At 71.9% G+C, this 14,706-nt stretch carries 15 protein-coding genes; 5 read left to right on the forward strand and 10 right to left on the reverse strand.

Annotation, left to right across the window (positions count from 1 at the left end):
* Positions 1-2: 2 nt before the first annotated feature.
* Positions 3-866 (forward strand): xanthine dehydrogenase accessory protein XdhC, encoded by an 864-nt coding sequence (gene xdhC, locus LPC04_RS07825; protein ID WP_275681615.1) that lies wholly within the window; start codon positions 3-5, stop codon positions 864-866.
* Here xdhC and LPC04_RS07830 read toward each other — a convergent pair.
* The 3 genes from LPC04_RS07830 to LPC04_RS07840 form a co-directional block, all read right to left on the reverse strand.
* Complete coding sequence (locus LPC04_RS07830) at positions 829-2,028, reverse strand: urate hydroxylase PuuD (protein ID WP_275681616.1); 1,200 nt, start codon at positions 2,026-2,028, stop codon at positions 829-831. The genes xdhC and LPC04_RS07830 overlap by 38 nt on opposite strands.
* Positions 2,029-2,065: 37 nt before the next feature.
* Entirely contained in the window at positions 2,066-2,419 is a 354-nt protein-coding gene (gene uraH, locus LPC04_RS07835) for a hydroxyisourate hydrolase (protein ID WP_275681617.1), read from the reverse strand.
* Between the two features lie 93 nt (positions 2,420-2,512).
* Entirely contained in the window at positions 2,513-3,322 is an 810-nt protein-coding gene (locus LPC04_RS07840) for a helix-turn-helix transcriptional regulator (protein WP_275681618.1), read from the reverse strand.
* Positions 3,323-3,476: 154 nt separating this feature from the next.
* Between LPC04_RS07840 and LPC04_RS07845 the strand changes: the two genes are divergently transcribed.
* Positions 3,477-4,046 (forward strand): PEP-CTERM sorting domain-containing protein, encoded by a 570-nt coding sequence (locus tag LPC04_RS07845; RefSeq protein ID WP_275681619.1) that lies wholly within the window; start codon positions 3,477-3,479, stop codon positions 4,044-4,046.
* 64 nt (positions 4,047-4,110) lie between these two features.
* On the opposite strand, the gene LPC04_RS07850 is transcribed toward LPC04_RS07845, so the two are convergent.
* From LPC04_RS07850 to LPC04_RS07880, 7 genes are all read right to left on the reverse strand, one after another.
* The gene (locus LPC04_RS07850; protein WP_275681620.1) at positions 4,111-6,600 is read right to left on the reverse strand and encodes a response regulator; all 2,490 of its coding nucleotides are present in this window, start codon (positions 6,598-6,600) and stop codon (positions 4,111-4,113) included.
* Positions 6,597-7,679, reverse strand: a complete 1,083-nt coding sequence (locus LPC04_RS07855) for a TRAP transporter substrate-binding protein (RefSeq protein ID WP_275681621.1) — start codon at positions 7,677-7,679, stop codon at positions 6,597-6,599. Before LPC04_RS07855 ends, LPC04_RS07850 begins: the two co-directional genes overlap by 4 nt.
* A gap of 97 nt (positions 7,680-7,776) precedes the next feature.
* Complete coding sequence (locus tag LPC04_RS07860) at positions 7,777-8,889, reverse strand: sterol desaturase family protein (protein ID WP_275681622.1); 1,113 nt, start codon at positions 8,887-8,889, stop codon at positions 7,777-7,779.
* Between the two features lie 10 nt (positions 8,890-8,899).
* Complete coding sequence (locus LPC04_RS07865; RefSeq protein ID WP_275681623.1) at positions 8,900-9,586, reverse strand: MipA/OmpV family protein; 687 nt, start codon at positions 9,584-9,586, stop codon at positions 8,900-8,902.
* Between the two features lie 7 nt (positions 9,587-9,593).
* Entirely contained in the window at positions 9,594-10,805 is a 1,212-nt protein-coding gene (locus tag LPC04_RS07870; RefSeq protein ID WP_275681624.1) for a beta-ketoacyl-[acyl-carrier-protein] synthase family protein, read from the reverse strand.
* 2 nt (positions 10,806-10,807) lie between these two features.
* The gene (locus LPC04_RS07875) at positions 10,808-11,053 is read right to left on the reverse strand and encodes an acyl carrier protein (RefSeq protein WP_275681625.1); all 246 of its coding nucleotides are present in this window, start codon (positions 11,051-11,053) and stop codon (positions 10,808-10,810) included.
* 182 nt (positions 11,054-11,235) lie between these two features.
* On the reverse strand, positions 11,236-12,114 hold the full coding sequence (locus LPC04_RS07880; protein WP_275681626.1) for an alpha/beta hydrolase: 879 nt from the start codon (positions 12,112-12,114) through the stop codon (positions 11,236-11,238).
* A gap of 303 nt (positions 12,115-12,417) precedes the next feature.
* Between LPC04_RS07880 and LPC04_RS07885 the strand changes: the two genes are divergently transcribed.
* The 3 genes from LPC04_RS07885 to LPC04_RS07895 all read left to right on the forward strand — a co-directional run bounded on the left by LPC04_RS07885 (position 12,418) and on the right by LPC04_RS07895 (position 14,702).
* Positions 12,418-12,870 carry a hypothetical protein gene (locus LPC04_RS07885; RefSeq protein ID WP_275681627.1) on the forward strand — a complete coding sequence of 151 codons (453 nt, stop codon included), beginning with the start codon at positions 12,418-12,420 and terminating at the stop codon, positions 12,868-12,870.
* A 76-nt stretch (positions 12,871-12,946) separates the two neighbouring features.
* Complete coding sequence (locus tag LPC04_RS07890; RefSeq protein WP_275681628.1) at positions 12,947-13,807, forward strand: FecR family protein; 861 nt, start codon at positions 12,947-12,949, stop codon at positions 13,805-13,807.
* 22 nt (positions 13,808-13,829) lie between these two features.
* Entirely contained in the window at positions 13,830-14,702 is an 873-nt protein-coding gene (locus LPC04_RS07895; protein WP_275681629.1) for a c-type heme family protein, read from the forward strand.
* Positions 14,703-14,706: the final 4 nt, after the last annotated feature.

Raw genomic sequence — 14,706 nt, forward strand, 5'->3', positions numbered from 1 at the left:
CCATGGACCGCGACACCCGCCTCGCCGCGATGCACTGGCTGGAGCAGCGAACGCCGGCGGTGGTCGTCGAGATCGTCGAGGCGCGCGGCTCCGCGCCGCGGGGCGCGGGCACGCGCATGCTGGTCTCGGCCGTGCAGGCGATCGGCACGATCGGCGGCGGGCACCTCGAATTCAAGGCGCTGGCGGCGGCGCGGGCAATGCTCGCCGCGCGCGAGACGCAGGCGCGCCGCGAGCGCTACCCGCTCGGGCCCGCGCTGGGCCAGTGTTGCGGCGGCGTGGTCGAGGTCGAGTACGCGCTGCTGGACGACAGCGCGATCGCCCGCTGGCCGGCGAGCCCGCCGCTGATGCACCTGCAGATGCACGGCGGCGGCCACGTCGGCCGCGCGATCGCGACGCTGCTGGCGACGCTGGACGTGCACTGCGACTGGATCGACGAGCGCGACGACGCCTTCGAGCCGACGACGACGCTGGGCACGCCGTGGCCCGACAACGTGCGGCGCCGCGTCGCCGACGGCGCCGAAGCCGAGGTCGCCGCGGCGCCGGCCGGCGCGTTCTTCCTGGTGCTGACGCATGACCACGCGCTGGACCTGCGCATCGTCGAAGCCGCGCTGCGGCGCGACGACGCGGGCTTCGTCGGCGTGATCGGCTCGAAGTCCAAGCGCGAGCGCTTCCGCCATCGGCTCGAGCAGCGCGGGATGAGCGACGAGCGCATCGCGCGGATGCAGTGCCCGGTGGGGATCGCGGGGATCACGGGCAAGCAGCCCGAGATCATCGCGCTGGCGGTCGTCGCGCAGTTGATGCAGCACGCCACGGAACACGCCGAGACGCTCAGTCCGGCTTCGCCCCGGCCTCGTACCATCGCTTGAGCATCCCGCGCTCGGCGTCGGTGATCTGCGTGGCGTTGTTCAGCGGCATCGCCTTGAGCACGACGGCCTGCTGGACTATCTGCGGCGCGTGCGCGAGGATCTGGTCCGGCGCGTCCAGGCGCACGCCCTTGTTGGCAACCTGCGCGTTGTGGCACAGGCTGCAGCGCTCCTTGACGACGGCCTGCACCTGAGCGAACGTGGGCGCAGGCGCGCGTGCGGACGCCACCGGCGCGGCGATCGGCGCCGGCTTCAGCCAGACGCCGAGGCCCACCAGCAGCGCGCAGCCGAGGATCGCGTACTCCCACGGCACGCGCCTGCCCAGCACCAGCGCGCGATGGCGCGCGACGAACGACGTCCGGATCAATGCGCCGGCGGCCATCATCACGACCAGCACGATCCAGTTGCCGGCGGCGCCGTGCAGGAACGCGTAGTGGTTGCTGAGCATCGCGGCCAGCACCGGCAGCGTGAAGTAGGTGTTGTGCACGCTGCGCTGCTTGGCGCGCCGGCCGTGCGCCGGGTCGACCGGCTCGCCCGCCTTCATCTGCGCGATGACCTTGCGCTGCCCCGGGATGATCCAGAAGAACACGTTGGCGCTCATGCTCGCGGCCAGCATGCCGCCGACCAGCACGAACGCGGCGCGTCCGGCGAACAGGTCGCAGGCGAGCCAGGACGCGAAGGCGACGAGCAGCGCGACGAGCGCCCCGGCGACGCGCTGGTCGCCCTGGTCGAACAGGCGGCAGATCGCGTCGTAGCCCAGCCAGAACACGACGATAAAGGCCAGCGCGCACGGGATCGCGGCCGCGGGCGTCCACGCGTGCACGCGCGGGTCGATGAGGAAGGTGTCGGCCTGGAACAGGTAGATCGCGGTGAACAGCGCGAAGCCGGTCAGGAAGGTCGAATAGCTTTCCCAGTAGAACCAGTGCAGGTGCTCGGGCAACTGCCTGGGCGCGCCCAGGTACTTCTGCGGGTTGTAGAAGCCGCCGCCGTGCACGGCCCACAGTTCGCCGCCGACGCCCTTCTCGCGCAGTTCCGCGTCGGTCGGCTCGACGAGGCTGGAATCGAGGAACACGAAGTAGAACGAGGAGCCGATCCACGCGATCGCGACGATCACGTGCGCCCAGCGCAGCAGGAAGTTGATCCAGTCGAGGAGGTAGGGATCCATGCGTGCAGGCGATGCAAGAGCCGCGCCAGGGGCGGCGTCAGCTGCCGCGGTAGGTCGAGTACGACCACGGGCTCGCGAGCAGCGGCACGTGGTAGTGCGAGGACGCGTCGGCGATGCCGAAGTCGAGCGGCACGCGATCGAGGAACGCGGGCTCGGGCAGCGCGATGCCGCGCGCGCGGAAATATGCGCCGACCTCGAACGCGAGCCGGTAGCGACCCGCGTGGAACGCGCCGCCTTCGAGCAGCGGGCCGCCGGCGCGGCCGTCGGCGTCGAGCGCCACCTCGCGCAGCAGCGTGGGCAGGTCGCCATCGATGCGATACAGCGCGACGCGCATGCCGGCCGCGGGGCAGCCGTTCATCGTGTCGAGGACGTGCGTGGTCAGGAAACCCATGGGAGCCGGCGGCGAGGACGAAGCAGTCGACATCGTGTCAGATTTCGCCGCGACGGTCATGCGCCATCGCGGATAGCGAACATGCCCCGTGTCTCAGGCCAGGTCGGCCCGCGCCGCGCCGCCGGTTCGCGGGCGCAAGGCCGCCACCATCGGCGGCAGCCGCGAGACCTGCTTGACGATGTCGACGATGCTGGCGCAGCCGGTCTTGGCCTTGAGGTTGTTGACGTGGGTGCGCACCGTGGCCTCGCCGATCTCCAGGCGCGCGGCGATCTCCTTGGCACGCAGGCCCTCGCACAGCGCGGCCAGCACCTGCTGCTCGCGCGTCGTCAGGCCATGCTCGCGGGCGTGGGCGTCGATCGACAGGGTCTCGGCGATGCGGCTGCGCTCGAACGAGATCAGCACCGCGTGGCCGGCGTGCGCCTGCGTGAGGGCCACCGGCAGCGGCACGATCGACAGGCCGACGCGGCCGTGGCCGCCGGCGGCGATCGTCAGCAGCGTGCGCAGGCCCTGGTCGCGCGCCGCGGCCAGCGCGGCATCGAGCTGGCGCTGCTCCGACGCCGTGCGGCTCACGAGACGCTGGCGCGCCAGCCGCAGCGACGTCGTCGACGCCAGCTCGTTCCGCGCCGCCTGGTTGGCATGCACCACGAAGCCGTCAGCCGACAGCATCAGCAGCCCGTAGTCGACCTCGTCGAGGACGCAGGCCAGCAACTGCGCCAGGCTCGCCGCGGGCCCGGTGCGGCGCTCGGGGCCGCAGTAGGCGAGCTGGTCGTCGAGCGCCGCCAGCTCGATGTTGGCAGGCAGCGGAGGCGCGGCGCGCCCCGCCACCGCCTCGACACCCGCACTGCGCTCGCCCTCGCTCGCGCCCGGCATCCTGGCTGGACGCCCCGTTTTTGTCGTGCCCATGAACCCTCGCCTCTCGTTGTGGACCCATCCTGCTCGCGCATTGTTTGCCGGCGATTGCTGATGATCTCAACTTTTTGTGGATGTGCGGCCGCAGCATTTGAATTGAAATGACTCGACTGTCAACGGCTGTAATGGCCACCACGGAGGGTTTCCCATGATCAAGACAATGACGGCCGTCGCCGCGAGCCTGCTGCTGGCCGGCGCCGCCAACGCCGGCACCGTGTTCAACGTCGATGCCCTGGCCGACTCCTGGAACTCCGGCGCCGGCGCCGGCCTGGACACCGGCATCGCGCTGACCGCGGGCCAGGCCTTCACCGTCACCGCGGGCGCGGGCGACCTCTGGAGCGCAGGCGCGCTGCCGCGCTGGTCCAACGCCAACGGCCTGACCGGCAACCTGTTCGCCACCGGCACCGACGAATCGGGCGAGGCCGCCGGTACCCTGATCGGCCAGGACTTCGGCATCTTCGACGGCTTCGCGTTCGGCGAGCTCGTCGGCCAGATCGGCAACGGCGCCTACTTCGCCGTCGGCACCAGCTTCGCCGGCGCGGCCAACGCCACCGGCGACCTCAAGCTGTTCTACTGGGACAGCAACTTCGCCGACAACAGCGGCTCCGTGGCCGTCGACGTGTCGGTCGTGCCGGAACCCGGCTCGGTCGCGCTGATGCTGGCCGGGCTGGGCATCGTCGGCGGCCTGGCCCGCCGTCGCTCGAAGCAAGTGGGCTGAGCGCCCGCCGCTCCCGCACGAAAGGCGCCCCGGCGCCTTTTTTGCTGCCCGGACGGCGAAGCCGTCAGCCGACCGCGACGGTGCTGCGCGCGATGGCCTGGGCCAGCCGATCGACGTCGATCGGCTTGGCCACGTAGTCGTCCATGCCCGCGGCCAGGCAGCGCTGGCGGTCTTCCTCGAAGGCGTTGGCCGTCATCGCGATGATGGGCAGCGTGGCGCGCGCGTCGCCGAGCGCGCGGATCGCCTGCGTGGCCTCCATGCCGTCCATGCCGGGCATCTGCAGGTCCATCAGCACGAGGTCGTAGTCGCCGCGGCGCACGGCCTCGACGGCCAGCTGGCCGTTGGCCACCAGGTGCACGCGGTGGCCCATGCGCGTGAGGACGGCGTTGATCAGGATCTGGTTGACGTCGTTGTCCTCGGCCACGAGGATGCGCAGCGGCGGCCGCGCCGGCTCGGACTGCTGCGTCTCGGCGGCCGCGGGCGCCAGCTCGCCGCGATCGACGAAGTGGCTGGGGATCGAGATCGTGAAACGGCTGCCCAGCCCCGGCGTGCTCGTCGTGTCGATCTCGCCGTCCATCATCTGCACGATCTCGCGCGTGATCGCCAGGCCCAGCCCGCTGCCGCCGTAGCGCCGCATCGTCGTGGAGTCGGCCTGGGTGAAGCGGTCGAACAGCGTGGGCATCGCGCTCGCGGCGATGCCGATGCCGGTGTCGCTGACCACCAGCCGCAGCGTCAGCGCGCGGTTGGCGCCGGGCTCGACGACCACGCCCACCTGCACCGCGCCTTCGTCGGTGAACTTGATCGCGTTGCCGATCAGGTTGAACAGGATCTGCTGGATGCGGATCACGTCGCCCTGGATCAGCGCGTCCTCGTTGGGCGTGAACTCGAGCCGCAGCGCCAGGCCCTTGGACACCGCGCGTTCGCGCATCAGCGCCACCACGCCCTCGACCGCCGGGCGCAGGCTGAACGGCGCCGACGTGAGCTGCAGGTGGCCGGCCTCGATGCGCGAGACGTCCAGGATGTCGTTGATCAGCGCCAGCAGCAACCGGCCCGAGCTGCCGATCAGCTCGGCGTGGCGGCGCTGCTGCGAGTCGAGGTTGGAGTGCAGCATCAGCTCGTTGAGCCCGAGCACGGCGTTCAGCGGCGTGCGGATCTCGTGGCTCATCGTCGCGAGGAACTGCGACTTGGCCTGGTTCGCGGCCTCCGCGTTCATCTTGGCCTGCGCGAGCCGGCGCTCCGCGGCGGTGACGTCGTGGAACAGGCTGACGACGCCGCCGTCGCGCGTGCGGCGGTCGATGACATGGACGACGAGGCCGTTGCCGAGGTCCCGCTCCCAGTCGCCTTCCCCGGCACGATGCAGCGCCAGGCGCTCCTCCAGCCACAGCCGGCGTTGTTCGGCGGAGGCCTCGAGCATCGGCGTCTCGACGAGCCGCCGCGCCAGGTCGGCGAACGGCACGCCCACGCGGATGATGTCGCGCACCCACGGCACCATCTCGAGATAGCGCTCGTTCCAGCGCACGACGCGATCGTCCCGGTCGCACAGCAGGAAGCCGTCGGGCATCACGGCCAGCGCCTCGTCCAGCGTCGCCACCGAGCGCGCCAGCGCGGCGCGCGCGTCGGCCAGGCGATTGAACTGCCACTGCGACAGCGCGCCGCCCACGAGCGTTAGCGCGATCAGCGCCAGCGAGGCCGTCACGATGATGTTGCGGTTCTGCTGCCAGGCGGCGAGCGCGTCGGCCAGCGGCAGGCTCACGGTGACGCGCAGCGAGCGATAGAGCGTCGGGCGCACGGCCACGACCGCCGGCACGCCGGTGAGGCGCGACGGCGCGAGCACCGGGCCGCCGCGCAGGGCCTCGTCCGGCAGCGGCGCCGCCAGCTCGTGCGCGCGCAGGTACGACCCCGACGGCACGGTGGCCAGCACCTGGCCGTCCTCGCGTTCCAGCGTGACGCCCAGGCCCGGGCTGCCGCCGGCCTGCGCGATGATGGCGGCCAGCGCGGTCATCGGCACCTCGACGACGGCCAGCGCGGGCCGGCCGTCGGGCAGCGCCACGAGGCGCGCCAGGTAGACCGAAGGCTCGGTGGTGGACGGGCTGATCGCCGGGTCACTGATGGTCAGCTGCGGCACGCCCTGCGCGAACACGCGCGCGGCGAAGCCGTCGGGCAGGCGCATGCCGTTGCGATCGCTCGAGGGCAGGCTGGCGGCCAGCGTGTGGCCGCTTTCGTCGACCAGCGCGGCGTCGTTGAACAGCAGTTGCCGGTCCTTGAACGCGGCGATCGCGCGATGTGCCGCGTCGGCGTCGAGCTGGCCCGATGCGCGCCAGGCGGGTGCGATCACGTCGGCCAGGCTGGTGAGCTGCAGGTCCAGCGCCAGCAGCGCGCGATTGAGTTCGGACTCCGAAGCAGCAACGGTCTGCGCGACGACCTGCTGCGCGCGCGCGACCGCGTCGCGCCGTTCGGACGCCACCAGCCACGAGGCCGTGACGACCAGCGCCAGCAGCAGCACGCCGGTCGCCGCCCACACGATCGCGCTCGAACGTCTCAGCGACGCCGTCATCGAGCCCGGATCCCTGCGCTGGCGGCCATCGTCTTGTTCCAGACCGCCGCGCATTGCGGCCCGCAGCGCTGCAGCCAGCGCGGCAGCACCGTGGCGGCGAAGATCTCGCGCCGCAGGCGTTCGTCGGCGGGCGAGGTCGGCACTTCCTTCATGTGGCCCGGCTTGCCGGCCTTGCAGGTCGGCGCGCCGATGTTGCAGGCGATGCCGTCGGCGGTGTCGCGCTCGGACTCGTCCCACACCTCGCGCTCGACGCGCGGCAGCTCACGCTTGAGCAGCGTGCGCAGGTCGGCGGGCAACGCGTTCCACGCCGCGCCGTTGGCCGCGAACATCGACAGGCCCCAGCTGATGGCCATCGGGTGGATGTGCGTGGTGATGTCGGGCAGGCCGACGATGTTGCCCGACATGGTGCCGGTGACGGCGCAGTCGATCTCGTCGCGCTTGAGGTAGGGCACGATGTCGTTGAAGCCGGTGGTGACCGCCTTGCCGCCGAGCGCCTCGATGAGGTCGGCCTGCGCCGGGCCGGAGGTGCGCACGCGCAGGCCCTTGACGTCCTTCAGGCCGGCGAGCGGCTTGTTGCAGAAGAGAACCTGGGCCGGATAGACATACACCGCCAGCACCTCGATGCCGTAGCGCTGGCGCATCGTCTCCTCGAGCCAGGGCCGGAAGGCGGCGAGCGAGCGGCGCATCGAGGCCATGTCGGGGTTCAGGCCGGAGAGGTCGGGCGCGGACAGCTCCGGATCCTTGATGCCGCCCGAGACCTGGATGGTGGCGAACGGCACCGCGCCGAGCTGCACCAGCGTCAACGCCTCCTGCGCGCGGATGCCGGCACGATCGAACGGGACGATCTCCGCGGTGTAGCGGCCGCCGCTCAGGCGCGGCAGCTCCGTCTCCCAGAACGGCTTCTCATGCTGGGTGAACGGCTTCAGGCTCGCCAGGCCGCCGACGATGTGCAGGCGCAGCGCCGGCGCGTCCGCGGCCCGCACCGGGACGGCCATGGCGGCCACCGTGCCCAGCAACGCCAGCCACGCACGACCGCGAAAGCCCAAACCGCTCATGTCGAACCCGATCTTGTTGGCCATCGTCCCGGGACGCCGAAGGGCCTGCCCCGGGCCCTCGTCACGCGCAAGCGCGACAGTCCATAGCGTACTCCCGTCTCGCGCCCGGGCTCTACCGCGATCAGGCGAGCCGCAACAAGAGCAGCGTTGCCGTGGCGGATGCCACGCCCACGAGGCCGGCGGCCCACGGCGGCAGGCGGCGGTCGAGCACCGCGCCGATCGCCCACAACCCGGCCACCAGCGCCGCCGCGACGCCGGCGAGCGCCGCGCGCCCGAGGTCGTCGGCGCGCCACAGCAGCCCGCCCGTGCAGGCCGTCGACACCAGGAACAGCGCGACGGCCGCGGCCGCCTGCGCGCGCGCGACGCGCGCGTCGACGGGAACCTCCTTCGGCGTGGCCGCCGGCGCGCCGGCCGGCGCCCACGACGGCGAGCGGAACAACACGCCCAGCCGGTCGCGCCAGCCGCGCGCGCGGCCCACCTTGCGCCACAGGTCGACGTAGTTCACGCTCACCGCATGCAACGGATCCCAGCCGGCCAGCGGCACGACGGTGCCGTAGACGCACGGCTCGGACTCCGGCTCGAAGGTGCCGAACAGCCGATCCCAGACGACCAGGATCGCGCCATAGTTGCGATCGAGGTAGCGCGCGTTGGTCGCATGGTGGACGCGATGGTTGGACGGCGTCGACAGCCAGCGATCGAGCGGCCCCAGCGAGCCGATGTGCTCGGTGTGGATCCAGAACTGGTAGAACAGGACGACGATCCCCGCGAGCGCGAACTGCGCCGGCGGCACGCCCGCGACGGCCATCGGCAGGAAGAACGGCCAGCCCGACAACGCATACGCGCTCTCCTGGCGCAGCGCCGTCGACAGGTTGAAGCGCCGGCTCTGGTGATGCACGACGTGCGCGGCCCAGAACAGCGCGCTCTCGTGCGAGACGCGATGCAGCCAGTAGTCGCAGAAGTCGTACAGCAGCACCGCCAGCACGACGCCTTCCCAGTGCTGCCACAGCGCGGCGTGCGGCGTCAGCGTCAGGAACGGGAAGGCCAGCGCGTACAGGCCGATCTGGATCAGCTGCGTGCAGGCCGCCACGACCTGGCTCAGCAGGCCCTGGCTGAGGCTGGCCAGCGTGTCGGCCAGGCCGTAGTTGTTGCGGCCGCGCGCGAGGCCCCAGCCGAACTCGATCGCCATCAGCAGGCCGAAGACCGGCAGCGCGTAGAGGACGATGTCGTCGGTCACGAGCGGTCGCTCACTTGAAGCGCCACGCGAGCGCGAGCAGCGCCGACGTGTGCGCGCGCGCGTCCACGCGCGGGCTGGCGCGCACCGCGTCGTCGAACGGCTCCCATTGCACGTGGGCCAGCAGCACCCAGGTGTCGGCGAACGGCAGCTCGCCGGAGAGCTGCAGCACCGGTGTCGTCGAGGCGGCGTGGACGTCGTACAGATGCGCGTCGTAGCGCGCGCTGCGGCGCGTCACGCCGGCCTGCGGATAGAGCGTCAGCGGCCCGACGGGGAGTTCGGCCGCGTACGAGGCCTCCAGCAGCGTGCCGCACGAGACGGTGTCGACGAACGCGTCGACGAAGACGCCGCCCCAGGGCGTCTCCTGGAACGTGCCCAGGCCGACGGGCCGCGGGTTCGTGCGATGCGCCAGGCCCGGGCCGTCGGCATCCGTGCCCTCGGTGCTGACGCGGCCGACGAGCTCCAGCGCGCCCCAGCCGACGGGCAGCGTCTTGACGCCGAAGGTGTCCTCGCGCACGAACAGGCGGCCGTAGTCGCCGTACGCGTACGGCAGCGCCCAGGTGCGCGCCGATGCGCCGGGTGCGCTGGCCTGCGTGCGTTCGACGCCCAGCCCCAGGTCGCCGACGTAGTGCGGCGCGTCGCCGGCCCGCGCGGCCGCGGCCGTCAACAGGGTCGCCAGGACGAGGCCGCATGCGCGCATCACCGCATCACGCGCGGCTGAACACCAGCGCCACGTTGGTGCCGCCGAACGCGAACGAGTTGCTGATGGCGTGCGCCAGGCCCGGCGCGCGCTGGCCTTCTCCGAGCACGTGGGCCAGGCCGGCGCAGCGCGCGTCGATGCTGGTGACGCCCAGCGTCGCCGGCACGACGCGCGACTGCAGCGCCATCACCGTCAACGCGGCCTCCAGCGCGCCGCCGGCGCCCAGCAGGTGGCCGTGGGCGGCCTTGGTGGAGCTGACGCGCAGCGCCGGCGCGTGCTCGCCCCAGACCTCGCGCAAGGCCTCGCATTCGACCGGATCGCCGGCGGCGGTCGCCGTGCCGTGCGCATTGCAGTAGCCGACGTCGGCCGGCGCGAGGCCGCTCGCCGCCAGCGCCGCGCGCAGCGTCGCCACCTGGCCGCGCTTTTGCGGATTGGTCAGGTGCAGCGCGTCGCAGCGAACGGCCGATCCGGCCAGCCAGGCGCGCGGCGGCGTCGCGAGATCGTCCTCGCGCCGCAGCACGAAGAACGCGGCGCCCTCGCCCAGCACGAGGCCGCTGCGATCCGCCGAGAACGGGCGGCAGCTGCGCGTGGGGTCGTCGGCGTCGGGCGGCGCCAGCGTGCGCAGCGCCTGCCACGCGGCGACCGTGCCGCGCGCCAGCGGCGCCTCGACGCCGCCGCAGATCGCGATGTCGATCTCGCCGCGCCGCAACGCATGCGCCGCCTCGGCGATCGCGACCGAGCTGGATGCGCAGGCCACCGCGTAGGTCAGCACGGGGCCGCGGATGTCCGCGTGGATCGCCACGACCGCGGCCGCGCCGTTGACCATGCCCGCCGGCACCGTCAGCGGCGGGATGCGGCCGCCGCCGTACAACGCGGCGAAGCCGGCGTCCAGCGTGGCCGCGCCGCCCATGCCGGTGCCCAGGTAGAGGCCGACGCGTTCGGGGTCGGACCAGGCATCGATGCCGGCCTCGGCCAGCGCCTTGCGCACCGCGCCCAGCGCCATCTGGCTGACGCGCTCGGTGCCCACCTGCTGCAGGCGCGACAGCACCGTCGACACGTCGGACGTGACCTGCGCCGCCGCGATGTCGGGCAGGCCGTCGAACGACATCCGGCCGACCGCGCCCTGGCCCGCGAGCAGGCGTTGCCAGGCGTCCTGCAGCGAGTCGCCGAGCGGGCACGTGACGCCGATGCCGGCGATGCCAATGCGCGTCGCGGCCATGTTCAGGCCTTGAAGTCGGACGGCGGCAGGCCGTCGATCAGCGTGGCGAGCTGGCGCAGCGTCGTCACCGTGTGGACGGCCTCGTCCGGCACGGTGACGTGCAGCGCGTCGTCGATCTCGAACATCAGCTCGGCGACCGTCAGCGAGTCGAGGTTGTAGCTCGCGAACGGCGCGTCGGGGTCGATGGCGGCGATCTCCACGCCGAACTTGTCGTGGATCAGGTGCGTGAGGCGATCGAGCGTGGTCATGGTGATGTCTTCGTCCTGCGGACTTCGATGCGAGCGCCTTCGGGCGGCCGGGCGGCGCTCATGGTGATGTCTTCGTCCTGCGGACTTCGATGCGAGCGCCTGCTGGCGGCCGGGCGGCGCTCATGGTGATGTCTTCGTCCTGCGGACTTCGATGCGAGCGCCTGCTGGCGGCCGGGCGGCGCTCATGGTGCGGTCGCCGCTTCCACGACGTCGAAAGTGGAGGAGAGGTCGTCGATGAACGGCACGCTGTCGGCCGGCGCGGCGTCCAGGCCCTGCAGGAAGGCGCTGAGCCGATCGGCCACCAGGTGGCGGTCGTTGTCGGCGGTGATCATGTGGTAGCTGTTCTCCAGCACGTGCAGGCTCAGCAGGCCGGTGGGCACCCGCGCGATCGCCTGGCGCACGCTGGCGAGGCGGCAGATCTCGTCCTCGCGCGCATGCTGGACCTGCACCGGATGCGCGAGCTCGGGCAGCAGCGTGCGCACGCGCGCCGACAGCCGCTCGCTCTCGCGCACCGCGCGCAGCGGCACCGCGCCGGGGCCGACCAGCGAGGTCTCGCCGGCCGCGAGCTGCGCGCGAATGAGCTGGCGCATGCGCTCGTTGCGCAGGCCGTAGGGCTCGCGCTCGCGCATCGAGAAGAAGCCCGTGATGCCGGTGGCATACGCGAGCGAACGCAGCGCATACCACCAGGGCAGCGCCCAGCCGTCGTACGCGAACAGCGGCGACAGCAGCGCGAAGCCCCGCAGCCCGGCGCGCGGTCGTTCGGCGGCGACGGCCAGCGCGAGCATCGCGCCGGTGCACAGGCCGCCCAGCACGTAGGGCTCGGGCGACTCGGCCTCGAGCTGGTCCAGGCAGCGGCCGGCGGCGGCGACCCAGTCCTGCCAGCGCGCCGCGTCGGCCAGCAGGCCGGCGCTGTAGCCGGGCAGCTCGGGCGCGTGCAGGCGCACGCCGTGGCGCCGCAGCGGGTGGGTCAGGAAGCCGAATTCCTTCGGGCTGCTGGCCAGGCCATGGAACAGGACGAGGCGGGTCGGGCGGCCTTGCCAGGCGGGTTCGGGAGACTTCATGTCGACATCGAAAACGGAGTTCTTGCCACGCGATCGACGACAGACTCGCCTCCAATGTGACAGTTCAATTGTCGGTGTTCACCCTGATCAACGCGTTCAGCGCCCGGCAAGATCGGCGCAAGGAAGCTGTCGATTTGCTGTCGATCCCGCGGGGCGGAAGGAATTCACTGTCGGCGGGGCGCGCGATGCCGCGGCACTAAAGACAAACGCGGGTCGCGCCGATAAGAAGAGGAACGGCAAGCGTCCGGTCGCGTGAAAACGCGGCGCCCGCGCCTGCTTTTCCAACGCTTGCGGAAGGCTCCGATGAGTCAGGCCAGACCACGTCAGTACCTGGGCGCGCTCCGCGCTGCCATCACCGCCGCCAAGGCGGCCAACGCCTCGCGCACCGCGGCCTATCACCTGCTTCCTAACGGCATCAGCTGCAAGATGGATTGGGCCGGCTGGAGCGACCCGTTCTACAACGCCACGGCGCGCCAGCAAGCGCTGCTCGACGTCCTGCAGGACCTGCTGGACGGCGGCGAGACCCACGTCCCGACGATCGCGCTGAAGACGGCGCTGCGCCTCGAGATCCCCGAGTCCGAGATCCTGCGCAGCCGCGACAACCTCTGCGCGGACGGCGAGACCGGCTACTTCTTCGACGACGTGATGCACGCGCTGTACCTGCTCGACGCGCAGGACACCGAACAGGTCTTCTACGGCCTGATCGACCGGCTGATGCAGCCGCAATGCGTCCGCGCGGGGCTCGCCACGCGCTGACCGCCTGTCGGCCGGCGCGTCAATACCGGCGACAAGTCACACCGCACTGTCGCGCGAGGTCGCCATAATCGGCGACATGCCGTCGAACCGCCTCCGCCATTTCCTGGCCGCCCTGCTGGCCGGCTGCGCCCTCGCAGCCGCGGCCGCCCCGCGCGCGCCGCTGGTCACGATGCTCGATGGCGACGCCACGCTGCTGCGCGACGGCGCCCGCTTCGCGCTGGCCGAGGGCGTGCGCCTGCAGGCCGGCGACCTCCTCGCCACCGGCCCGAACACCCGCCTGCTGCGCATCGAGTTCGCCGGCGGCCTGGGCCTGGCCTTCGGGCCCGGCAGCCGCGCGATGATCACGCCCGACCTCGGCAACGACATGCGTGGCGGCGTCTACCTGCTGTCCGGCTGGGTCAAGCTGGCCGCGCCGGCCGGCGTCTCAGGCGCCGTGCGCAGCCGCGTGGCGGACACCGACACCACCGCCGGCACGCTGATCCTGTCCGTCCAGCCCGACGCCGCCGAGGCCTTCGCCGAGACCGGCCCCTCGCGCGTGCAGCCGCGCGCGCCCGACGCTCCCGCGCAGGCGCTGAAGTCGGGCGAGATGCTGACGCTGCCCACCGGCGGCAAGCCGGTGCTGGCCAAGGGCGCCTCGCCGGCGTTCGTCCAGGCCATGCCGCGCACCTTCATGGACTCGCTGCCGTCGCGGCTGGACAAGTTCTCCGCCGACGTGCCGCCGCGCAAGCTGGGCGACATGAGCTACGCCGACGCCCAGCCCTGGATCGACGCCGAGCCCCCGCTGCGCCGCGTGTTCGCCGAGCGCTGGCGCCGCCTGGCCGCCGTGCCGCAGTTCCGCAGCGGCCTCGTCGAGGGACTGAAGTCGCATCCCGAATGGACGCCCATCCTTTATCCGCCCCCGCCCCCGCGCGCGCCTTCGGCCGCGGCCGCCCACTGACCTGCCAGCCCCAAGCCAAGCCATGAAACTCCTCGTCAAGTTCAACCTGGTGTTCCTGCTCGTGTTCCTGATCGGACTCGGCGGATCGAGCCTGATCGCGCGCCAGCTGCTGCAGCGGGCCGCCAAGGACAGCGTCGTCGACACCGCCCGCCTGCTGATGACCAACGCCCAGGGCGTCAGCACGTACACGGCCACGCAGATCAAGCCGCTGCTCGAGACGCAGATGAAGTACACCTTCCTGCCGCAGTCGATTCCCGCGTACTCGGCGGCCGAGGTGCTGGCGCACATGCAGAAGACGTATCCGGACTACGCGTTCAAGTCCGCGATGCTCAACCCCACCAACCCGCGCGACCGCGCGGTGGCCTGGGAAGAGGACATCGTGCAGACGTTCAAGAAGCAGGCCGACCTGAAGGAGTTCATCGGCGAGCGCGAGACGCCCACCGGCACCTCGCTCTACATCGCGCGGCCGATCGTGCTGACCAATCCGGCCTGCCTGGCCTGCCACAGCACGCCCGACGCCGCGCCCAAGACGCTCACCGACAAGTACGGCCCGGGCAACGGCTTCGGCTGGACGCTCAACGAGCCGCTCGGCGCGCAGGTGGTCTCGGTGCCGATGACCGTGCCGTTGCACCAGGCCGACCGCGAGCTGATGGTCGTGATGGGCGTGCTCACGGGGGTGTTCGTGCTGATCGGCGCGGCGCTCAACCTGATGCTCTACATGCTGGTCGTGCGGCCGGTGAGCACGCTGTCGGGCATCGCCGACCGCGTGTCGCTGGGCGAGTTCGAGGCGCCCGCGTTCACCGTGCAGTCCAACGACGAGATCGGCGTGCTGTCCGAATCGTTCAACCGCATGCGCACGAGCCTCACGCACGCGATGAAGATGCTCGATAGCTGATCCC

The organism is Scleromatobacter humisilvae (assembly GCF_023231945.1).
In the GTDB taxonomy this organism is placed as follows: domain Bacteria; phylum Pseudomonadota; class Gammaproteobacteria; order Burkholderiales; family Burkholderiaceae_C; genus Scleromatobacter; species Scleromatobacter humisilvae.

Bases quoted from the DNA above. Each gene is read 5' to 3' on its own strand.
- xdhC (WP_275681615.1), top strand. From the start codon at position 3: ATGGACCGCGACACCCGCCTCGCCGCGATGCACTGGCTGGAGCAGCGA.
- LPC04_RS07830 (WP_275681616.1), bottom strand. From the start codon at position 2,028: ATGGATCCCTACCTCCTCGACTGGATCAACTTCCTGCTGCGCTGGGCG.
- uraH (WP_275681617.1), bottom strand. From the start codon at position 2,419: ATGGGTTTCCTGACCACGCACGTCCTCGACACGATGAACGGCTGCCCC.
- LPC04_RS07840 (WP_275681618.1), bottom strand. From the start codon at position 3,322: ATGGGCACGACAAAAACGGGGCGTCCAGCCAGGATGCCGGGCGCGAGC.
- LPC04_RS07845 (WP_275681619.1), top strand. From the start codon at position 3,477: ATGATCAAGACAATGACGGCCGTCGCCGCGAGCCTGCTGCTGGCCGGC.
- LPC04_RS07850 (WP_275681620.1), bottom strand. From the start codon at position 6,600: ATGACGGCGTCGCTGAGACGTTCGAGCGCGATCGTGTGGGCGGCGACC.
- LPC04_RS07855 (WP_275681621.1), bottom strand. From the start codon at position 7,679: ATGGCCAACAAGATCGGGTTCGACATGAGCGGTTTGGGCTTTCGCGGT.
- LPC04_RS07865 (WP_275681623.1), bottom strand. From the start codon at position 9,586: ATGCGCGCATGCGGCCTCGTCCTGGCGACCCTGTTGACGGCCGCGGCC.
- LPC04_RS07870 (WP_275681624.1), bottom strand. From the start codon at position 10,805: ATGGCCGCGACGCGCATTGGCATCGCCGGCATCGGCGTCACGTGCCCG.
- LPC04_RS07875 (WP_275681625.1), bottom strand. From the start codon at position 11,053: ATGACCACGCTCGATCGCCTCACGCACCTGATCCACGACAAGTTCGGC.
- LPC04_RS07880 (WP_275681626.1), bottom strand. From the start codon at position 12,114: ATGAAGTCTCCCGAACCCGCCTGGCAAGGCCGCCCGACCCGCCTCGTC.
- LPC04_RS07885 (WP_275681627.1), top strand. From the start codon at position 12,418: ATGAGTCAGGCCAGACCACGTCAGTACCTGGGCGCGCTCCGCGCTGCC.
- LPC04_RS07890 (WP_275681628.1), top strand. From the start codon at position 12,947: ATGCCGTCGAACCGCCTCCGCCATTTCCTGGCCGCCCTGCTGGCCGGC.
- LPC04_RS07895 (WP_275681629.1), top strand. From the start codon at position 13,830: ATGAAACTCCTCGTCAAGTTCAACCTGGTGTTCCTGCTCGTGTTCCTG.